Genomic DNA, 19115 nt, shown 5'->3' on the forward strand with positions numbered 1-19115 from the left:
TTGTGGTTGTGAAGCCGGGAGACACCCCGGCGGGTGTGTCCCTTTCTTTTAGAAAAAGAAAGGAACCAAAGAAAACCAGGTCAAAACCCACTTGGCCAACGCCCGCTTCGATAGCCAACCAGACGCGGATGTCTGGGCTAATCCAGTGCGACGTTCGCGAGAGATGATCCCTCGGCTGTGTGCCGCTTACCTAATCAGCCAACCCCATGAAGTATCTTATACCGATGCCCAACGCACCGTTGACTCTTAATTTTTTTCGAAGCTGCAAACAAGCGACGGAGGGGATCTGTTCACGAAAGGCAGAGAGCGGCAGAAAATCGACTGCGACATCCGCGCCCCCTGACAACCCGCCCTCAAGAGCCAAATAGCGGCTTCGAAAATAATTAGGAGTCAACGAGCGGTGGTGTGCGGTCGGCGGCATTGAAGCGGGTTGACTGATCCCGGTCAGAGGCGAACGTGTGACAGCACCTTCCTCGCGAACGCCGCACTGGTTCGGCCCAGGCGTCCGAGTCTGGTTGGCTATCGAAGCGAGCGTTGGCCAAGTGGGTTTTGACCTTCTTTTCTTTGGTTTCTTTCTTTTTTCAAAAGAAAGAAACACACCCGCCGGGGTGTCTCCCGGCTTCACAACCACAAACAACAAACCCAGCCACACGAACCGCAAGCCAACAAGCCGCAAAAACCAAAAAACCCACGGTTATGGGCAATGCTCAAGGGGAGGAAGCATTCGTGGCGTGCGTCGGATCACGCCACGACTTCCTCAGTTGAAAGTCTTGCCCTCTGCCGCCAGCCGCGCCAGCAAGGCTGCCGGTTTCCAGGCGTCGCCATGGCGGCCACGGGCGTATTTCTCCATCGCCATGACCACATTCGGCAGGCCGACCGTGTCGGCATGGAACATCGGGCCGCCACGGAACAGCGGGAATCCATAGCCGCTCAGGTAGACCATGTCGATGTCGGACGCCCGTATCGCGATGCCCTCTTCCAGGATCTGCGCGCCCTCATTGACCAGCGAATACACCAGCCGCTCGACGATTTCCTGGTCGCTGATCTTGCGGCGCTCGACACCAATGTCGGCCGAGTGCTTCACGATCATGTCGTTGACCACCTGCGACGGATACGGCTTGCGGTCGCCCGGCTTGTAGTCGTACCAGCCGGCGCTGGTCTTCTGGCCATAGCGGCCCATTTCACACAGCAGGTCAGCCGTCTTCGAATAGGTGACTTCGGGCTTCTCGACATAGCGGCGCTTGCGGATATACCAGCCGATGTCGTTGCCGGCCAGGTCGCCCATGCGGAACGGGCCCATCGCGAAGCCGAATTTTTCAATTGCCTTGTCGACCTGCTCCGGCAACGCGCCCTCTTCCAGCAGGAAACCGGCCTGGCGGCTGTATTGCTCGATCATGCGGTTGCCGATGAAGCCGTCACACACGCCGGATACCACGCCGACTTTCTTGATCTTCCTGGACAGCGCCATGGCCGTGGCCAGCACGTCCTTTCCGGTTTTCTCGCCGCGCACTATTTCCAGCAGGCGCATCACATTGGCCGGGCTGAAGAAATGGGTGCCGATCACGTCCTGCGGGCGCTTGGTGAAGCTGGCTATCTGGTTGACGTCCAGCGTCGACGTGTTGGAGGCCAGGATCGCGCCCGGCTTCATTACCTCGTCCAGCTTCCGGAATACGGCTTCCTTCACCTTCATGTCTTCGAACACCGCCTCGATCACGATGTCGGCCTGGCCGATCTCGCTGTAATCGAGCGTGCCGCTGATGGCGCCCATGCGCTGGTCGAACTTGTCCTGCGTGAGCTTGCCCTTCTTCATGCTGTTTTCGTAGTTCTTGCGTATGGTCGCAAGCCCTTTTTCCAGCGCCTCCGGCTTCATTTCCAGCAGCTTGACAGGTATGCCGGCATTGGCGAAATTCATCGCAATGCCGCCACCCATGGTGCCAGCGCCAATGATCGCAACCGACTTGATGCTGCGCTGTGGCGTGTCTTCCGGCACATCGGGAATCTTGCTGGCAGCGCGCTCGGCGAAGAACGCATGCCGCAGCGCTTTCGATTCGGGACTCTGCACCAGCTCCATGAACAGCGCGCGCTCGACCTTGATGCCATCTTCGAAGCGCGGCCCGACGACGGCGGCGGCAATCGCTTCCACGCATTTGAGCGGCGCCGGATACGGGCCGGCAACCGCCCTGACCGTATTGCGCGAGAACTGCAGGTAGGCTTCGTGGTTCGGGTAATCGATCTTCTTGTCGCGCACCCGCGGCAACGGACGCACATCCGCGACCTTGTTGGCGAATGCGATCGCGCCCGGCACCAGCTCATCCTCGATCAACTGGTCGAACAGCCCGCTTTTCGCCAGCTTCTCGGACAACACGGGGTTGCCGGAGACGATCATGTTCAATGCGGGTTCCAGGCCGATAAGGCGCGGCAGGCGCTGTGTGCCGCCGGCGCCCGGCAGCAGGCCGAGCTTGACTTCGGGCAGGGCGATCTGGGCGCCAGCCACGGCCACGCGGTAGTGACATCCCAGCGCCAGTTCCAGCCCGCCGCCCATTGCCACGGCGTGGATGGCGGCAATCACCGGCTTGGTGGCGTTTTCAACCACGTTGATCACGGTATGCAGGGTCGGCTCGGCCTGGGCTTTGGGGCTATTGAATTCCTTGATGTCGGCGCCGCCGGAAAATGCCTTGCCGCCACCGGTAATGATGATGGCCTTGACCTTGTCGTCGTCCAGCGCGCGGCGCACGCCATCAACGATTGCACTGCGGGTCGAATGACCAAGGCCATTAACCGGCGGATTATTCAGCGTGATGACGGCAACCGCGCCGTCCACCTTGTATTCGGCAGTCATGTCTCTTCCTTTTGATGAGGGCCCCGGCCTTCTGGAATTACGGCCCCTGGACCCAGCGTAAACAAGCTATTGACTCAAGCTTTTAACTCAAGCTTTTAACTATACCGCACAAATAGCACGATCGTATTATTCGAAAGGGGAAAAACAGAGCCGGCCAAAAGCCGGCCCCTGGCGCGAGTTCCGCTCAGACCTCCAGCCACTCCCTGCGTATGCCGGCATTGGCTTTCAGGTCCGCCGGCGTTCCCTCGAACACGATGGCGCCGTGCCCCATCACATACACGCGCTGCGAGATTTCCAGGGCAATCGCCAGCTTCTGCTCGACCAGCAACACCGAGATGCCGCGGTTCTTCAGCGCCAGCAGGTATTGCGCCACCAGGTCGACGATCTTCGGCGCCAGGCCTTCGGTCGGCTCGTCGATCATGATCAGGTCCGGATCGCCCATCAGTGTCCGGCACAGCGTGAGCATCTGCTGCTCGCCTCCGGACAGCACGCCGGCCTGGGTATGCTGGCGCTCCTTCAGGCGCGGAAACATTCCGTACATGTCGTCGAGCGACCAGCGCGACTTCACACTCTTCTTTTCACCCAGCAAAAGATTTTGCTCGACGGTGAGCGTCGGGAAGATATCGCGATTCTCCGGCACATAGCCCAAGCCCTTGTGCGCGATCTGGAATGCCTTCAGGCCGATCAGTTCGCTGCCCTTGAACAGGATGGATCCGGTGGCATTGACCATGCCCATTGCCGCCTTGACGGTGGTGGAGCGGCCGACGCCATTGCGTCCCAGCAAGCTGACGATCTCCCCTTCCCCCACCTTCAGGTCGACACCGTGCAGCACGTGGCTCTTGCCGTAGTAGGCGTGCAGGTTCTTTATTTCCAACATCGTGCTCATGTCGTGGCCTCCGTCGGCGCATGCCCGCCGAGATAGGCTTCCTGTACCCGGGCATTGCCGCGGATGTTGACCGGGGTGTCGCAGGCAATCACTTCGCCGTACACCACCACCGCGATCTTGTCGGCCAGGCCGAACACCACGCTCATGTCGTGCTCCACCATCAGCAGCGTCTTGCCGACCGTGACGCGGCGGATCAACTCGACCGCATGATCGGATTCGGAACGGCTCATGCCGGCCGTCGGTTCGTCCAGCAGGATCACGTCGGCGCCGCCGGCAATCGTGATGCCGATCTCCAGCGCCCGCTGTTCCGCATAGGTCAGCAGTCCTGCGGCGGTGTCGCGCCGCCGCTTCAGCCCGATCTGCTCCAGCACGCGCTCGGCCTGCTCCTGGGCATCGCGCAGGCCGTTGAGCCGATGCCAGAACGAATACTTGTAGCCCAGCGACCAGAGCACCGCGCAACGCAGGTTCTCGAACACGCTGAGGCGATGGAAGATGTTGGTGATCTGGAAGCTGCGCGACAGGCCCATGCGGTTGATCTCGAAGGGCCGCAACCCGCCGATGCCCTTGCCGTTAACCAGGATTTCCCCGGACGTGACCGGGAACCGGCCTGAAATCAGGTTGAACAACGTCGACTTGCCCGCGCCATTGGGGCCGATGATCGCATAGCGTTCGCCGGCCGGAACCGCCAGCGTCGCGCCGCGGATGATTTCGGATTTGCCGAAACTCTTGCGCACCTCGCGCAATTCGACAGAAAAGGCGCTCATGCTTCTCCCTTTGCGATACGCGCTTCGATCTCGGCGCTGACTTCGCCCCAATGGTGGCGGAAGCGGCGCCCGGTCCACGCAAACAGCGCCGCGCCGACCGCTAGCACCACTGTCGCCGCAATCCAGCCCCCCGCCTGGGCGGTATCGACACTCATGCCATATACCTTCGTCAGTGTGCCGTTGGCGGAGTCGAAGGTGCGGTGGTAAAGCATCTCGATGAAGGCGAACAAGCCCGCCAGCCCGACCAGCGCTGCGCCGCAGGTAGCCAGCAAGCTGGCGCGGATGCGGCGGTAAAGACCGTACTTCAGCACGCGCAGGTTCAGCATGATGATGCCGGCGATGCCGAACGGCGCATACATCACGATCACGATGAAGAACACGCCCAGGTAGAGTTGCCACGCCTTGGTGAATTCGGACAGCAGCACGGTCAGGAACACGCCGATGATGGCGCCGATCATCGGTCCGAAGAAGAAGCCTATGCCGCCTATGAAAGTGAACAGCAGCACCCCTCCCGATCGAAGGGCACTGACGTTCTCGGCACTGACGATTTCAAAGTTGATCGCCGTCAGGCCGCCCGCGATGCCGGCGAAGAAGGCCGACAGGATCAGCGTGAAATAGCGGACATACTGCGTGTTGTAGCCGATGAACTCGACCCGTTCGGGGTTGTCCCGCACCGCATTGATGATCCGGCCCAGCGGCGTCTGGGTGAAGGCGAACATCGCGATCGTGCTGATGAACAGCCAGAAGGCGATCAGGTAATACACCTGGATCTGTGGGCCGAAAGTGATGCCGAACAGTGGCGTTCCCATCACGCGATTGGTGGTAATCCCGCCTTCGCCGCCGAAGAACCCGGGAAACATCAGCGAGCAGGCGAATACCAGCTCGACAATGCCCAGCGTGATCATGGCAAATGTGGTGCCGGCCTTCTTGGTGGTCACATAGCCAAAGATCACGCCGAAAAACATGCCGGCGAAGCCGCCGACCAGTGGGATCAGGCTGACCGGCACCGGCAGCGAACCGCCGCTGGCCAGGTTCATCGCGTGTATGGCGAAATAGGCGCCAAGCCCGGAATACACGGCATGTCCGAACGACAGCATGCCGCCCTGGCCGAGCAGCATGTTGTAGGACAGCGCAAAGATCATCACCGTGCCCATCTGGCACAGGATGGAGAGCGACGCGCCCTTGTTGAAAATCGTGGGCGCCAGGATCAGGACCAGCGCGAATACGGTCCAGACTATCCGCCGCCCCAGGTTGATCGGCTTGAACGTCACGGTGCTATTGGTCGCCTGCATCTGCTTAGCCTTCCCTCGTGCCCATCAGGCCCTTGGGCCGGAATATCAATATCAGTACCAGGAACAGGTACGGCAGGATCGGCGCGGTCTGCGCAATCGTCAGCTTCAGCACGCTGTATCCGGGCGTCTCCGGGCTGACCATCATGCCGACCCTGGACAGGACGTCGGCCATTGAATAATCGATCGCGACGGCAAAGGTCTGGATCACCCCGATCAGCAGCGAGGCCAGCAGCGCGCCGCCCAGCGATCCCATGCCGCCGACCACCACCACCACGAAAATTATGCTGCCGACCGTGGCCGCCATGCCTGGTTCGGTGACGAAGGCGTTACCGCCGATGACGCCAGCCAGGGCAGCCAGCGCGCAGCCGCCGCCGAACACCAGCATGAACACGCGCGGAACATTGTGGCCGAGCGCCTCGACCGACTCCGGATGGGTCAGCGCGGCCTGTATTACCAATCCGATGCGGGTCCGGGTCAGCATCAGGTAGATCGACGCCAGCATCAGCAGCGCGATGAACATCATGAAGCCGCGGTAGATCGGGAAGGTGGTCGTATACAGCGTGAACAGCGGGCCATCCAGCTCGGGCGGTATGACGTAGCGCACCGCCGCCCTGCCCCAGATCAGTTGCACCACCTCGACCAGCACGTAGGACAAGCCGAAGGTGAACAGCAACTCGGGAATATGTCCGTATTTGTGCACCGAACGCAGCCCGTAGCGTTCGACCGCGGCGCCGAGCACGCCGACCAGCAAGGGAGCGAGGACCAGCGCCACCCAGAAATTGACCGCGCCGCTGATGGCATAGGCGACATAGGCGCCGATCATGTAGAAGCTGGCGTGCGCAAAATTCAGCACGCCCATCATGCTGAAAATCAGCGTCAGCCCCGAGGAGAGCATGAACAGCAGCAAGCCGTAGCTCAGCCCGTTAAGCAGCGTGATGAGAGTGAATTCCAACAGTACATCCCCTGGAGTTGAAGCGACAGGACAGACAGGATAGACAGGTCCGGCGGGACGACAGGCCCCGCGCGCCGTGCAGCGCCGGATCCGGCGCTGCACGTGGCGCGTGCGCGAACGGTCCCGCTTCCTGCAATGCGGGACCGCCGTAGCTTGCGATCAGCTTATCGCTTGGCCGGCCGCTTCATCTGGCACGAGGTCGGCTGCGAGGCGATGTAAGCCGGCACCTTCACATCCGTCTTCCAGCCATAGCCGGTGTTTTCCTGGTCGAAGCGCACGTCCTTGTTGTTGGTCTTGACCCAGGTGGCAATGTACAGCGGTTGCAGCATCTGGTGGTCGGTTGCGCGCATTTCGATGTCGCCGTTCAGCGATTTGGTCTTCATGCCTTCCATTGCGAAAGCGACCTTCACCGGATCGGTGGACTTGGACTTCTTGATCGCCTGGGAAAGCATCTCGACCACCGAGAAGGTCTGCATCACGTAGAAATCGTCCTTGTACTTCTTCTTGAAGTTTTCGACGATATCCTTGCCGTCATAGTTCTCGTTATTGACGTTCCACAGGCCCACATACTTGACCCGGTCGGCGCCGGCCGCGCCCATCGCAGTCGGCACGCCGCTGGTAGAGCCGTAGTAGGTGTAGAAGTTGGCTTTCAGGTCCGCATCCTTGGCGGCCTTGATCAGCAACGCCAGGTCGGCGCCCCAGTTGCCGGTAATGACGGAGTCAGCGCCCGAAGCCTTGATCTTGGCGACATAGGGAGCAAAATCCTTGACCTGGGCGATCGGGTGCAGGTCATCGCCGACGATCTGGACATCCGGCCGCTTGCGCTTGAGCATCTCCTTGGCAGCGCGCGTGACCTGGTGACCATGCGAATAGTTCTGGCCGATGATGTAGACCTTCTTGATGTCCTTGTTCTTGGCCATCTCGGTGGTCAGCGCTTCCATCTTCATGTCCGAGTTGGCGTCGAAGCGGAAATGCCAGAAGCTGCACTTGCTGTTGGTCAGGTCGGGGTCGATTGCCGAGTGGTTGAAGAACACCACTTCCTTGCCCGGATTGCGTTCGTTGTGCTTGTTGATCGCGTCGATCAGCGCCATCGCGACGGCCGAGCTATTGCCCTGGGCGATGAAGCGGAAGCCCTGGTCGATCGCAGCCTTCAGCTGGGTCAGTGACTCCTGCGGGCTGCCCTTGTTGTCGAAGGGGACGAATTCCAGGGTGTGGTTGCCGGCCCACTTCTGCTTGTTCGCCATTTCCGAGATCAACTGGTACGAGTGCAACTGGTTCGCGCCAATCGGCGCGAATGCGCCCGACATGGTTTCGATCATGGCAACGCGCACATTCTCGGCGAATGCGGCAGGGGCGGCGGTCATTACGGCGGCGGCGGACAGCGCCAGGAACAGGGGACGGATTGTCGGTTGCATAGTCTCTCTCTTATGGATGTTGTTTTCGTTTGAACGGCCGCCCGGGGCCTTGGCGGCGATGTCTCCCCCTCATGCAGTTGGCAGTTTGTAGTCCTTGAATGTCTCCCTGATCCTGTTTTTCAGCACCTTGCCGGTCGCGCCGATCGGCAGGGCATCGACAAAAGCCACATCATCCGGTAGCCACCACTTGGCAACCTTTCCATCAAAAAACGCAAGCAACTCCTCCTTGGTGACCACGGCGTCCGGCCTCTTGACCACCACCAACAGCGGCCGCTCGTCCCATTTCGGATGGGCCACGCCGATGCAGGCCGCCTGCAACACCGCCGGATGTGCCATCGCGATGTTTTCCAGGTCGATCGTGCCTATCCATTCACCGCCCGACTTGATCACGTCCTTGCTGCGGTCGGTGACCTGCATGTAGCCATCCTGATCTATGGTGGCAACATCTCCGGTCGGGAACCAGCCGTCCTGCAGCGGATCGCCGCCCTCGCCCTTGAAATAACTGCTGATCACCCACGGCCCCTTTACCAGCAGGTTGCCGTACGTCTTGCCATCCCACGACAGCTCGTTGCCGGCGTCATCGACGATCTTCATTTCCACGCCGTAGATCACATGGCCCTGCTTGTCCAGTACCGCCTCCTTCCCCTCCTTGCCCAAGGACGCGTGGCGCGCCTGCAGCGTCGAGGCCGTGCCCAGCGGTGACATTTCAGTCATGCCCCAAGCGTGCACCACTTCCACGCCATACTGGTCGCGGAAGGTCCGCATCATCGCGGGCGGACAAGCCGATCCGCCGATCACGGTGCGCTTGAATGACGAGAACGACAGTTTGTTCTGCGCGACATGCGTCAGCAAGTTGAGCCAGACGGTGGGCACGCCTGCAGAGAAGGTGACCTGCTCCTGCTCGAACAGTTCGTACAGCGACTTGCCGTCCAGCGCGGGGCCGGGAAACACCATGCGGGCGCCGGTCAAGGGTACCGAATAGGGCAGGCCCCAGGCATTGACATGGAACATGGGAACCACCGGCAGCACGGTATCGCGTGCCGATACGTTCAAGGCATCGGGCATCGCCGACGCATAGGAATGCAGCAGGGTCGAGCGGTGCGAATACAGCGCGCCTTTCGGATGGCCGGTGGTGCCGGAGGTGTAGCACAGGCTGGAGGCCGAATTTTCGTCGAACAGCGGCCACTCGTACTGGTCGGAATGCTGCTCGATCAGGTCCTCGTAGCACATCATGTTCGGTATCTTGCCATCCGTCGGCATGCGGTCACGGTCGCACATCATGATGTAGCCGCGGATGGTGGTGCAATGGGGTGCGAAAGCCTGTACCAGCGGCAGGAAAGTCAGGTCGAACAGCAGGTAGCTGTCTTCCGCATGATTGGCAATATAGGCAACTTGCTCGGGATGCAGGCGCGGGTTGATCGTATGCAGCACGGCGCCGGAGCCGGACACGGCGTAATAAGCCTCCATGTGCCGGTAGCCGTTCCAGGCGATGGTGGCCACCCGGTCGCCCATCTTCACACCGAGGCCGGCCAGCGCATTCGCCAGCTTGCGCGCGCGCGTGTGGCAGTCGTGATAGGTATAGCGGTGGATGTCGCCTTCCACCCGCCGGGAGACGATTTCGTTCTTGCCAAAATAGCGGTCTGCATGGCGCAGGATGCTCGAGATGAGCAAGGGCTGGCTCATCATTTGCCCCATTACCGGACTCTTCGGATACTCCATCGTCCCTCCTCCGTATTTTTATCTGCCGGTCATTGTTCGCACAGCATGAATGTGAGTCGATTTTGGAACGACCGTACTAAAACCGTCAACGACTTTCGGTGTTGCGACGCACAAGCACAGCGCTGCCTCAAAATTGCTCGCTAAACCGGGCGATTATTGAGCTTGCCGGAGATGAGATTACGCGCCGCAGCATCGGCTGCAAAAGCCAGTCGGGCCGGAGCAACAGCCGGTGCCGGTGGCCTTCTTTTTCGGGTCCGATATGCGTTTCTCCCTTCTCTGTCAGAATGGGAACCCGGATCCGAAGCCTGAACTCTTCCCGGCTTGCTCCGCACACAACGAACATGAATACTACTGTCGCTACTGTCACACCCGGCCCGCGTGCCGGCTCGCTCGAACAACTGCAGATCGACAACGGATTTGCCGGATTGCCGGATGAATTTTTCACCCGCCTGGCGCCGACGCCCCTGCCCGCCCCCTACCTGGTTGCTGCCAGCGCGGCTGCGGCGCAACTGATCGGCCTCGACCCGCAAGAATTCAAGCGGGACGCCTTCATCCAGGCATTTACCGGAAACAACCTGTTGCCGGGATCGGTTCCCTTGTCCGCGGTCTACTCCGGCCACCAGTTTGGCGTCTGGGCCGGCCAGCTTGGCGATGGACGCGCGATCCTGCTGGGGGAAACCCCGGCCCGGATCAGCGAGCCCCCCGGCCGCCTCGAATTGCAGTTAAAGGGCGCAGGCCTCACACCCTACTCGCGCATGGGCGATGGCCGCGCGGTATTGCGCTCGTCGATACGCGAGTTCCTCTGCTCGGAGGCCATGGCGGCACTTGGCATCCCGACATCCAGGGCGCTGTGCGTGACCGGCTCGGACCACATGATCATGCGCGAAATGCCGGAAACCACTGCGGTCGCCACCCGCATGGCGCCCAGCTTCGTGCGTTTTGGCTCCTTCGAGCATTGGTACTACAGCGGACGCCATGACAATTTGCGGGCGCTGGCAGACCATGTGATCGACCGTTGTTATCCGGAATTGCGCGATGCGCCGCAGCCCTACCAGGCGCTGCTGGCCGAAGTGACGCGCCGAACCGCGCGACTGGTCGCGCAATGGCAAGCAGTGGGCTTCATGCATGGTGTGCTCAATACCGACAACATGTCCATCCTCGGCATCACGCTCGACTACGGTCCGTTCGGCTTCATGGAAGCTTTCGACGCCCACCATATCTGCAACCACTCGGATTCCCAGGGCCGTTATGCCTACGACATGCAGCCCCGAATCGCGCACTGGAACTGTTATGCGCTCGGACAGGCAATGCTGCCGCTGATCGGCGAAGCAGACGACGTGCATGCGGCGCTGGCAGTTTTCCAGCCGGAATACGATGCGACGTTCGACACGCTGCTGCACGGCAAACTCGGCCTGGCAACGCGCGAGCCGGACGATGCCAGTCTGTTCGACGCTCTGTTTACCATCCTGCAGGACAGCCATGCGGATTTCACGCTGTTCTTCCGCCGGCTGGGCGCATTGCGGGTGGATGATCCTTCACATGACGAACCGGTCCGTGACTTGTTCATCGACCGCGCAGCCTTCGACGCATGGGCGCTACAATACCGCTCCCGGCTGCGCCGTGAAGCCAGCCAGGATGACACGCGCCGCCAGCAAATGAACCGCGTCAATCCGAAATACGTGCTGCGCAATTACCTGGCCCAGGCCGCGATAGAAAAAGCGCAGAAGAAAGATTTTTCGGAAGTCGCGCACCTGCTTGCGGTACTGGAGCATCCATTCGATGAGCAAGCCGGCAACGAAGCCTATGCGGCCCTGCCGCCGGACTGGGCGGCCCATCTTGAAGTAAGCTGCTCATCCTGACTTCCTGCCCCTTATTTCCTGACGACATGCAAAAAGTTATCAAGACCGAAGCCGAATGGCGGGCCCAGCTGGAGCCGATGGAGTACGAGGTCACGCGCCACGCGGCGACCGAACGCGCCTTTACCGGACGCTACTGGGATCATCACGAACACGGGATCTACAGTTGCGTCTGCTGCGGCACGCCCTTGTTCGAATCGGATGCAAAATTTGAATCCGGATGTGGCTGGCCCAGCTATTTCCGGGCCCTCGATCCCGCTAACGTACGGGAAAAAATCGACCGCGCTTTCGGCATGGTGCGCACCGAAATCATCTGCAACGTGTGCGACGCCCATCTCGGCCATGTATTTCCCGACGGTCCGCCGCCGACCGGGCTGCGCTACTGCATCAATTCCGCTTCACTGCGCTTTCAACCTTCCACGGATTCAAAACACGAATGAAACTCCTGTTCGACCTGCTGCCCGTCATCCTGTTTTTTGCGATGTTCAAATGGGGCGAGGCAAACCCCGACGCCGCCCAACAACTGGCCAGCCACTACCTTTCCGGCCTGGTTGCCGGCGGCTCGGTATCGCTGGCGCAGGCGCCGATCCTGCTCGCCACCTCGATCGCCATACTGGCCACCCTGTTCCAGATTGGCATTCAACTCTCGCGCAGGAAGAAAGTTGACACCATGCTGTGGGTATCGCTCGCGATCATTACCGTGTTCGGCGGCGCCACCATCTATTTCAACAACGAGTCGTTCATCAAATGGAAGCCGACCGTGCTGTACTGGTGTTTCGCTGCGGCCCTGCTGGTGGCCCGCTTTGCGATGCAGCGCAATCTGATCCGCAGCATGATGGGCAAGCAGATGACGCTGCCCGAGCCGCTGTGGGACAAGCTCAACCTGGCCTGGGTCATGTTCTTCCTGGCGATGGGCGTTGTGAACCTGTTCGTCGCGTTCAACTTCACGACCGCGACCTGGGTCAGCTTCAAGCTGTTCGGATTCATGGGACTGATGATCGCATTCGTGATCGCCCAGACCATGGTGCTGTCGAAGCACATGAAGGATCCGGGATGAACGACCGTGTCGAACGGATCCGGGCCCGGCTGGAACAGGAGCTTGCGCCGCTGTCCTGCGAGGTCGATGACGACTCCGCGCTGCATGCAGGTCATGCCGGCGCAGCTTCCGGCGCCGGCCACTATCGGGTGCGCATTGTTGCCGATGCTTTCGCAGGCAAGAGCAGGCTCGCCCGGCACCGGCTGGTGTATGATTGCCTCCACGATCTGATGCACGCTGACATACACGCTCTCGCCATCATCGCCCTGGCACCGTCCGAAGCGACCGACGGCTCGCCATGACAGCACATTGCCATACTGCAAAACTTCCTTTCAACTTTCCCACAGGAATATAACAATGATGTTCAAACCCGCTCGCCTGCTGGTCGTGCTGCTTGCCAGCCTGGCCCTCCCCGCTGTTGCGCAAAATCTTGCCGTAGTGAACGGCAAGGCTGTTCCTTCCTCGCGCGCTGATGCGCTGATCAAACAGATGGCAAGCCAGGGGCAGCAGGATTCACCCCAGCTGCGCGCAATGGTCAAGGAAGAGCTGATCAACCGCGAAATCATGATGCAGGAAGCTGACAAGCTTGGGCTGACCAATTCGCCCGAAGTGAAGAGCCAGGTCGACATGGCCAGGCAATCGATCGTGATCCGCGCGCTGGTTGCCGATCACCTGAAGAAAAACCCGGTCAAGGACGCCGACATCAAGGCCGAGTATGACAAGTACAAGTCGCAGGCTGGCGACAAGGAATACCATGCCCGCCACATCCTGGTCGAAAAGGAAGACGATGCCAAGGCAATCATCGCCAAGCTGAAGGGCGGCGCCAAGTTTGAAGAACTGGCCAAGCAATCGAAAGATCCGGGCTCCGCATCGAACGGCGGCGACCTCGACTGGGCTTCCCCGGGCAACTTCGTCAAGCCATTCTCTGACGCGATGGTAGCGCTGCAAAAAGGCCAGGTCACCGAGACACCGGTAAAAACCCAGTTCGGCTACCACGTCATCAAACTGGAAGACGTGCGCGCTGCCAAGATCCCGGCCCTGGAAGAAGTGAAGCCGCAGATCGCCGAGCAGTTGCAGCAGCAGCGCCTGCAGGCCTACCAGCAGGAACTGAAGAAGAAGGCGAAGGTCCAGTAAGCAGTTGTACTGGGCTTTTCGGGTTTTCCCGATTCGTCCCTGGCCTTCCAGAAAACGCCCCGCGAGGGGCGTTTTTTTTGAGCGCGGCGCGCCCGCGACTGCACTACCAGCCGGAGGCGGATTGCGGCACCAGCCGGTTGGTTTCCGGATCCATCGCTGCCCACACCGGCAGTTCAGCCGTCTTGCTGATGGAGAAATCGGAACTGGCATCATCAGCGCCATGGAAACCGGCGTAGTCCAGCCCTGCGTCCCCTGTTCCCTCGACCGCGTGGAACGAGTCGGCAAACCCGGGAAGCGACGCCGTTGACACGATACGCAGATCATCCTGCGAACTGCCGTCGTCCACGGCGACGAGGTCAAACGCACGCGATACCGACGGCGATGCCATCCCGTGAGCAACCACGACCACAATCTCGTCCACGTCCGTTGTGACCGGTCCGGAATAGCCTGCGTCTGCCGGTGCCGGCGCGCTTGTCCCCGGGGCCGCCATATCCACGCCGGTTCCGAGCCGGATCGACAGCGCTTGGGCGTCGCTTGCGCCCGGGTTCGGGTTGGCGCTCACAATCACGACCCTTTCCTGTTCCAGGCCAGACGGCGCGGCAAGCTGCTCCATTGCAGCCACCGGCTCAGCCGTCATGTCCGGCGCCGCCGCCTGTTGCCGCTTGGGGGTTTCCATCGTGCTGATCCCGGATTCAGCCCGCGCCTTGCTCGCGATCGGCGCGACTTCGCGGGCGCCGGGCGCGCTTCGATTGCCATAGGCTGCGCTGTCGGCCCGGGCCAGGCCGAGGAAATCATCCGGAAGCGGCTGCTGCATCACCTGCAAAGCCAGGAACTGCGCGGCTGCCGACTGCGGGCGCGAAGACTCGCCGGCAAGACTTTCCATCCGTTTTGTGCCGAGCGCTGCCGTTTCCGGCAGCGGATCGGAACCAAGGACCACAATGCCCGCAGCCTTTGAAGACGCCGCAGCTTTCGCCACATAGCTCTGCGCGTCGGGCACCAGCGCGGCAGCGCGTTGAGCGGCATAGGATGGACGGGCACCGCTCCGTTTGGCGATCGGTGCCGGCATTGGCGGCGCTTCCGCCAGTTCCAGGAAGGATGGCACCGCGCTGATCCCGAGAAACTGGTCGCTCGCCAAGGGCGGCTCTTCCGGAAAGGCGTCCCGCAGTGCCGTGCGCATCTGCGTCGGCACCGGTTCACTCCCGGCCCTGGGTACCACTGCCGCTGCCGGCTTCGGTCCACTGATGAATGGTGCACTCGCCGCCCCTGCAATGCTGACCGCAAAAAGTCCGAACAGGGATTTTTTCGACTGCAGCATCAGGTGCTGCAACATCGCGGGCCTGGCAAGGGTATGCGCCGTGGCGACAGGTGCGGAAGCATCGGGATTCTGGCTCATGGTGCGCTCTCGGTGGATGCTGGAACTGGTTGCCGCCTTACATGACATGACGCCAATAACGCCAAGCAACACCAGGCAACGCGGGCAATTTGAAGGCGGCTTTGCGCTACTGTGGTAGTGCACCCCGCTATCGTCAGCAATTATTAGTCAGACCTAATAATTGGCTGCGGGCGCCTTAACCAAGCACGGTTTTGTGAGTAGCGGGAGGAGCGCTGTTGAAAGGTGTCGTCGCGGGGTCAGCCAGCACTGCGATGCGCGGAACAGGCGCTCAGAACATCGCTGATATCGGCGAACTTCACCGGCTTGGCACAGACCCGGTCGAAGCCGGCCGCCATCGCCTGTTCGCGGCCCTCCGCGCTGGTGTGGCCGGAGACGGCAACCAGCGGAATATGGGCGAGCTGCGCATCAGCCCGCACGGCGCGAGCGAAATCGAAGCCGTTCATGTCGCCCGGCAATCCAATGTCGCAAAAAATCAGTTCAGGCAGCCGCTCGTGCGCCAGCTTCAGTCCGGAGCGAGCATCCGGGGTACTGTCCAGATCGCAGCCCATGATCTCCAGCATGTGCCGGAACAGCTGGGCAAAGTCCTTGTTGTCTTCGATCACCAATACGCGCATGCGGGAAACCGGCCGCGCCGGCAATTTCTTTTCCGGCTTGCCGTTCGCATCCTGCGAGACAAGCGGCAGGCGCAGCGTAAACGTCGCGCCCTTGCCCGGGCCGGCGCTTACTGCTTCGAGGGCGCCATCTTGCAGCACGGTGATCATGCGGGCGATCGTAAGGCCGATACCCAGCCCGCTGGTCTTCGGCAGCGACTCCGGCGCGGCTTGGGCGTAGGGCTCGAATATGGCGTGCGCATGCTCAGGGGAAAAGCCGCTGCCGTCGTCGCGAAAATGGATGGACAGCGACTTGGGACCGGCCTGGGTCTCGATCTGCAGGTTGCCGGGAGAACGGGCGAACTTGCTGGCATTGGACAGGATCTGTTCGAACACCTGGGCCAGACGGGCACGGTCGGCCATCACATAGACACGACGGTCGGCCGGGGTGTGCGTCAGGGTAAGTCCCTGTTCCGCGAACTTCGACTCGTATTGGCGCAGCACCCCCGCCAGCAAGTCATCCGCAACCAGCGGCACCTTGGTCATCGGCACCTTGCCGAAAACCAGGCTGGACATCTCCACCAGGTTATCGAGCATCTGGCTCAATGAGCGGGTCTGGCGATGAAGTATGCTGCTGGCGTTGCGCAGGCGTTCGTCTCCGACGCCAACCACCTGGAACATGTCGGAGACCGCACTGATGGCAGCGACCGGATTGCGTAGTTCATGGCCAAGCATGCCGAGGAACCTGTCGCGCTGGCGGTCGCGGTTCTCGATATTGGCCAGCCGTGCGTCCAGCAGTTGCGCGACCTCCGGTTCGCGCTTCAGCAGCGCCGCCACATCCTCGTCGACCGCAAGCTCAGGATGGGCATGGACCCACTGGCGCTCCGCCTGGAAACCGGAAATCAGGAGCAGTATCTGCTCCGCCCGCGCCGAACCGAGTGCCTGGACCAGCAATCGACGCAGCAAGGCGGCGTCCCCCTGAGCCAGGAACAGGCTACCGGCAATGGTGAATACCGATTGTTCGAGCGGGGAACCGGACAAGGGGATCTTTGCCCGTTCAGGAGAAATGGCACCGAGCAGCTCGGTTGCGCTCCTGATTTCGTCGTAACCAGGCGGCGGCATTTGCAACAGGTCGATCAACTGGGAGGTGCTGGCTGATACCGTGCTGCCTGATACCGCGCTGGCCGATCCCGAGCTGTCCAGGATCCGTCCGGTACCGCATAGCCAGGCGGCGTGACGCGCCGCGCAATAGCGATTGCCGGACAACAGGCTCAGGTAGACCAGGAGGCGCTGGCTGAACCCGGTCGGAAGCCAGCTGTTGTCGAACCAACCGGCACGTGCGATCGTCCAGAGCGTGGAAACCGCCGCAAAAGTTTCGGGCGTCGGACGGTACAGGGCCGGCACCGACCCGAGCCTCTGTTCCACTTCCTGCGCGAACTGACTGATCAATTGTGGCGATGGCGGCATGACTTCAGGGGGGCGTTCGCAACGCGCAAAGATTAGCATGAAAGGCGGCCGGTGTTTTTCTCCGCCTGAATGCGGTTCAGGCCTTGCTGTTTTCGTGCATCCGGATCAAGCCTTCCTGCGCCAGTGTGGCGACCAGCACGCCTTTCTGATCGTACACGTGCGCCAGCGTCAGCCCTCGCCCCCCGGATGCATTCGGACTTTCCATTTCGAAGCGCAGCCACTCGTCCATCCGGAACGGTCGATGGAACCAGATGGCGTGATCCAGGCTGGCAATTTGCAGGCGCGGGTCGCCGACACGGATGCCATGGGGTTCGAGGGCGGTCCACAGCAGCCCGTAGTCGGACATGTAGGCAAACAGCGCCTCGTGCATGCTGACGTCGTCGCCGATGTTGTATGGCGCACGCATCCACACCTGCTTGTGCGGCATGCCATCCTGACTGCTGAACAGGTCGCCGCCAGATGGCGCGCGGAAGTCGACCGGCACCGGCTCGAACGGGCGCGCCGACTGGGCAGCGCGCTGCTTCCAATCGGGCAGGCTCGATGGCAGCATCTCGGGATCGACCAGGGCCGGAACGGATTTCTGGTGCGAGTAACCCTCCTCCTCGACCTGGAACGACGCGGACATCACGAAGATGCGCCGGTCTTCCTGGAAGGCGACCACCCGCCGGGTGCTGAAACTCCCGCCGTCGCGCACTCGCTCAACCTCGTAAGTGATGGGCAGGCGGTGATTGCCACGCAGAAGGAACAGCGCATGCATCGAATGCGGCCGCCGGTTCTCCACGGTGGCAGTCGCCGCATACAGCGACTGCCCCAGCACCTGGCCGCCAAAGACGTTGGCACTGCCCATGTAATGGCTCTGCCCGACGTAGCGGTCATGGCCATCCGGCTTGAGGCGCAGGAGTTCGAGGATGGTGGCAGTGTTATAAAAACTGGGGTCGGCCATGTTTGGCATTCCTGGTTCTCCCTGTAGGTTGTCATTTCACGCGTGCCGGCACGAGCGGCGCGCCAGCTGACATCATAAAGCCTGGTGCCGCCATTCAACCGTCAATATGCGCAACCAGCGGCAAATGATCGGATGCCAGGCGGGCCAGCGCGCTCGCATGTACCTGCACGCTGACCAGGCGATGCCGCGGATGGATCCAGATCCGGTCCAGCGCGAAGATCGGCAGCCGGGACGGAAAGGTCGGCGGCGCGGGGACCGCCTGGAAGTGAGAAACCAGCCAGCGCAAGGGCCGGCCCCACATGAACCACTCGTTGACGTCGCCCATCAGGATGACCGGCATTTCCTCGGTGTCGAACACCTGCAGCAGCTTGCGGATCTGGGCGCGCCGCTCGGCCGGCCGCAAGCCGAGATGGGTGGCGATGATGCGCAGCATGCTTGCATGGCATTCAATGTCGGCGTCGAGCGCACCGCGCGGCTCCCTGCTGCCAAATGAAATGTCGATCGCGCGCGTGGATCGGATCGGGTAGCGGCTCAGGATCGCATTGCCGTAGCTACGTCCTGAGATCATGCAGGTCGCGGCCGAAGCGGCGGCAAGGCCGGTGGCGTCTTGCAGCACATCGAGCGCATTGGCCATGTGAGCGCCACCCAGCGGCACTTCCTGCAGCGCGACGATGTCGGCATTGATTTCCTGTAGCACCCGGGCCACCCGCTCCGGCGCATACTCGCCATCGGCCCCGACCGCGCCATGGATATTCCAGGTCGCGATGACCAGCGGCCACGGGCTGCTGCTGGCCGACCCGGGCGCCGGTTCCGTCGCCAGGCTCATTGG

The 19115-nt window shown here is 61.4% G+C and carries 16 protein-coding genes; 5 read left to right on the forward strand and 11 right to left on the reverse strand.

Annotated elements, in window-relative coordinates; translation table 11 throughout:
• Positions 1-757 precede the first annotated feature (757 nt).
• The 7 genes from FVE66_RS08800 to FVE66_RS08830 all read right to left on the reverse strand — a co-directional run bounded on the left by FVE66_RS08800 (position 758) and on the right by FVE66_RS08830 (position 9867).
• Positions 758-2839 (reverse strand): 3-hydroxyacyl-CoA dehydrogenase NAD-binding domain-containing protein, encoded by a 2082-nt coding sequence (locus FVE66_RS08800; RefSeq protein ID WP_151447008.1) that lies wholly within the window; start codon positions 2837-2839, stop codon positions 758-760.
• A 184-nt stretch (positions 2840-3023) separates the two neighbouring features.
• Positions 3024-3716 (reverse strand): ABC transporter ATP-binding protein, encoded by a 693-nt coding sequence (locus FVE66_RS08805; protein WP_151447266.1) that lies wholly within the window; start codon positions 3714-3716, stop codon positions 3024-3026.
• 5 nt (positions 3717-3721) lie between these two features.
• Complete coding sequence (locus FVE66_RS08810; protein ID WP_151447009.1) at positions 3722-4489, reverse strand: ABC transporter ATP-binding protein; 768 nt, start codon at positions 4487-4489, stop codon at positions 3722-3724.
• The gene (locus FVE66_RS08815) at positions 4486-5781 is read right to left on the reverse strand and encodes a branched-chain amino acid ABC transporter permease (RefSeq protein ID WP_151447010.1); all 1296 of its coding nucleotides are present in this window, start codon (positions 5779-5781) and stop codon (positions 4486-4488) included. Before FVE66_RS08815 ends, FVE66_RS08810 begins: the two co-directional genes overlap by 4 nt.
• Before the next feature lie 4 nt (positions 5782-5785).
• Positions 5786-6733 (reverse strand): branched-chain amino acid ABC transporter permease, encoded by a 948-nt coding sequence (locus tag FVE66_RS08820; protein ID WP_151447011.1) that lies wholly within the window; start codon positions 6731-6733, stop codon positions 5786-5788.
• A 164-nt stretch (positions 6734-6897) separates the two neighbouring features.
• Positions 6898-8148, reverse strand: a complete 1251-nt coding sequence (locus FVE66_RS08825; protein ID WP_151447012.1) for a branched-chain amino acid ABC transporter substrate-binding protein — start codon at positions 8146-8148, stop codon at positions 6898-6900.
• Between the two features lie 69 nt (positions 8149-8217).
• Positions 8218-9867 carry a 3-(methylthio)propionyl-CoA ligase gene (locus tag FVE66_RS08830; protein WP_151447013.1) on the reverse strand — a complete coding sequence of 550 codons (1650 nt, stop codon included), beginning with the start codon at positions 9865-9867 and terminating at the stop codon, positions 8218-8220.
• Between the two features lie 341 nt (positions 9868-10208).
• Here FVE66_RS08830 and FVE66_RS08835 point away from each other — a divergent pair, with 341 nt between their 5' ends.
• From FVE66_RS08835 to FVE66_RS08855, 5 genes are read left to right on the forward strand one after another with little or no spacing between them, the layout of a single operon-like run.
• Positions 10209-11726: a protein adenylyltransferase SelO gene (locus tag FVE66_RS08835; RefSeq protein ID WP_151447014.1), complete on the forward strand. Its 1518-nt coding sequence runs from the start codon at positions 10209-10211 to the stop codon at positions 11724-11726.
• Positions 11727-11752: 26 nt separating this feature from the next.
• Positions 11753-12163, forward strand: a complete 411-nt coding sequence (gene msrB / locus FVE66_RS08840) for a peptide-methionine (R)-S-oxide reductase MsrB (protein WP_151447015.1) — start codon at positions 11753-11755, stop codon at positions 12161-12163.
• Positions 12160-12780 carry a septation protein A gene (locus tag FVE66_RS08845; protein ID WP_151447016.1) on the forward strand — a complete coding sequence of 207 codons (621 nt, stop codon included), beginning with the start codon at positions 12160-12162 and terminating at the stop codon, positions 12778-12780. The genes msrB and FVE66_RS08845 overlap by 4 nt, the downstream gene beginning before the upstream one ends.
• A complete protein-coding gene (locus tag FVE66_RS08850; RefSeq protein WP_151447017.1) occupies positions 12777-13061 on the forward strand; it encodes a BolA family protein in 285 nt (94 codons plus the stop codon). Before FVE66_RS08845 ends, FVE66_RS08850 begins: the two co-directional genes overlap by 4 nt.
• A gap of 55 nt (positions 13062-13116) precedes the next feature.
• Positions 13117-13893, forward strand: a complete 777-nt coding sequence (locus tag FVE66_RS08855) for a peptidylprolyl isomerase (protein WP_151447018.1) — start codon at positions 13117-13119, stop codon at positions 13891-13893.
• A gap of 103 nt (positions 13894-13996) precedes the next feature.
• Here the strand turns inward: FVE66_RS08855 and FVE66_RS08860 are convergent, their stop codons facing one another.
• The 4 genes from FVE66_RS08860 to FVE66_RS08875 all read right to left on the reverse strand — a co-directional run bounded on the left by FVE66_RS08860 (position 13997) and on the right by FVE66_RS08875 (position 19112).
• Positions 13997-15286, reverse strand: coding sequence for a hypothetical protein (locus FVE66_RS08860; RefSeq protein ID WP_151447019.1), 1290 nt, complete (start codon positions 15284-15286; stop codon positions 13997-13999).
• Positions 15287-15522: 236 nt separating this feature from the next.
• Positions 15523-17343, reverse strand: a complete 1821-nt coding sequence (locus FVE66_RS08865) for a hybrid sensor histidine kinase/response regulator (RefSeq protein ID WP_161993228.1) — start codon at positions 17341-17343, stop codon at positions 15523-15525.
• Between the two features lie 76 nt (positions 17344-17419).
• Entirely contained in the window at positions 17420-18286 is an 867-nt protein-coding gene (locus FVE66_RS08870; RefSeq protein ID WP_151447021.1) for an acyl-CoA thioesterase, read from the reverse strand.
• Between the two features lie 94 nt (positions 18287-18380).
• A complete protein-coding gene (locus FVE66_RS08875; protein ID WP_241673099.1) occupies positions 18381-19112 on the reverse strand; it encodes an endonuclease/exonuclease/phosphatase family protein in 732 nt (243 codons plus the stop codon).
• Between the last annotated feature and the right edge of the window lie 3 nt (positions 19113-19115).

This window comes from Lacisediminimonas profundi, assembly GCF_008831265.1.
Classification (GTDB): domain Bacteria; phylum Pseudomonadota; class Gammaproteobacteria; order Burkholderiales; family Burkholderiaceae_D; genus Lacisediminimonas; species Lacisediminimonas profundi.

What these genes read in the sequence shown, in the direction of transcription:
- FVE66_RS08855 (WP_151447018.1), top strand. Translation starts at nt 13,117, where the DNA reads ATGATGTTCAAACCCGCTCGCCTGCTGGTCGTGCTGCTTGCCAGCCTG.
- FVE66_RS08860 (WP_151447019.1), bottom strand. Translation starts at nt 15,286, where the DNA reads ATGAGCCAGAATCCCGATGCTTCCGCACCTGTCGCCACGGCGCATACC.
- FVE66_RS08805 (WP_151447266.1), bottom strand. Translation starts at nt 3,716, where the DNA reads ATGTTGGAAATAAAGAACCTGCACGCCTACTACGGCAAGAGCCACGTG.
- FVE66_RS08875 (WP_241673099.1), bottom strand. Translation starts at nt 19,112, where the DNA reads ATGAGCCTGGCGACGGAACCGGCGCCCGGGTCGGCCAGCAGCAGCCCG.
- FVE66_RS08835 (WP_151447014.1), top strand. Translation starts at nt 10,209, where the DNA reads ATGAATACTACTGTCGCTACTGTCACACCCGGCCCGCGTGCCGGCTCG.
- FVE66_RS08800 (WP_151447008.1), bottom strand. Translation starts at nt 2,839, where the DNA reads ATGACTGCCGAATACAAGGTGGACGGCGCGGTTGCCGTCATCACGCTG.
- FVE66_RS08830 (WP_151447013.1), bottom strand. Translation starts at nt 9,867, where the DNA reads ATGGAGTATCCGAAGAGTCCGGTAATGGGGCAAATGATGAGCCAGCCC.
- FVE66_RS08815 (WP_151447010.1), bottom strand. Translation starts at nt 5,781, where the DNA reads ATGCAGGCGACCAATAGCACCGTGACGTTCAAGCCGATCAACCTGGGG.
- FVE66_RS08810 (WP_151447009.1), bottom strand. Translation starts at nt 4,489, where the DNA reads ATGAGCGCCTTTTCTGTCGAATTGCGCGAGGTGCGCAAGAGTTTCGGC.
- FVE66_RS08845 (WP_151447016.1), top strand. Translation starts at nt 12,160, where the DNA reads ATGAAACTCCTGTTCGACCTGCTGCCCGTCATCCTGTTTTTTGCGATG.
- FVE66_RS08825 (WP_151447012.1), bottom strand. Translation starts at nt 8,148, where the DNA reads ATGCAACCGACAATCCGTCCCCTGTTCCTGGCGCTGTCCGCCGCCGCC.
- FVE66_RS08850 (WP_151447017.1), top strand. Translation starts at nt 12,777, where the DNA reads ATGAACGACCGTGTCGAACGGATCCGGGCCCGGCTGGAACAGGAGCTT.
- FVE66_RS08870 (WP_151447021.1), bottom strand. Translation starts at nt 18,286, where the DNA reads ATGGCCGACCCCAGTTTTTATAACACTGCCACCATCCTCGAACTCCTG.
- FVE66_RS08865 (WP_161993228.1), bottom strand. Translation starts at nt 17,343, where the DNA reads ATGCCGCCATCGCCACAATTGATCAGTCAGTTCGCGCAGGAAGTGGAA.
- msrB (WP_151447015.1), top strand. Translation starts at nt 11,753, where the DNA reads ATGCAAAAAGTTATCAAGACCGAAGCCGAATGGCGGGCCCAGCTGGAG.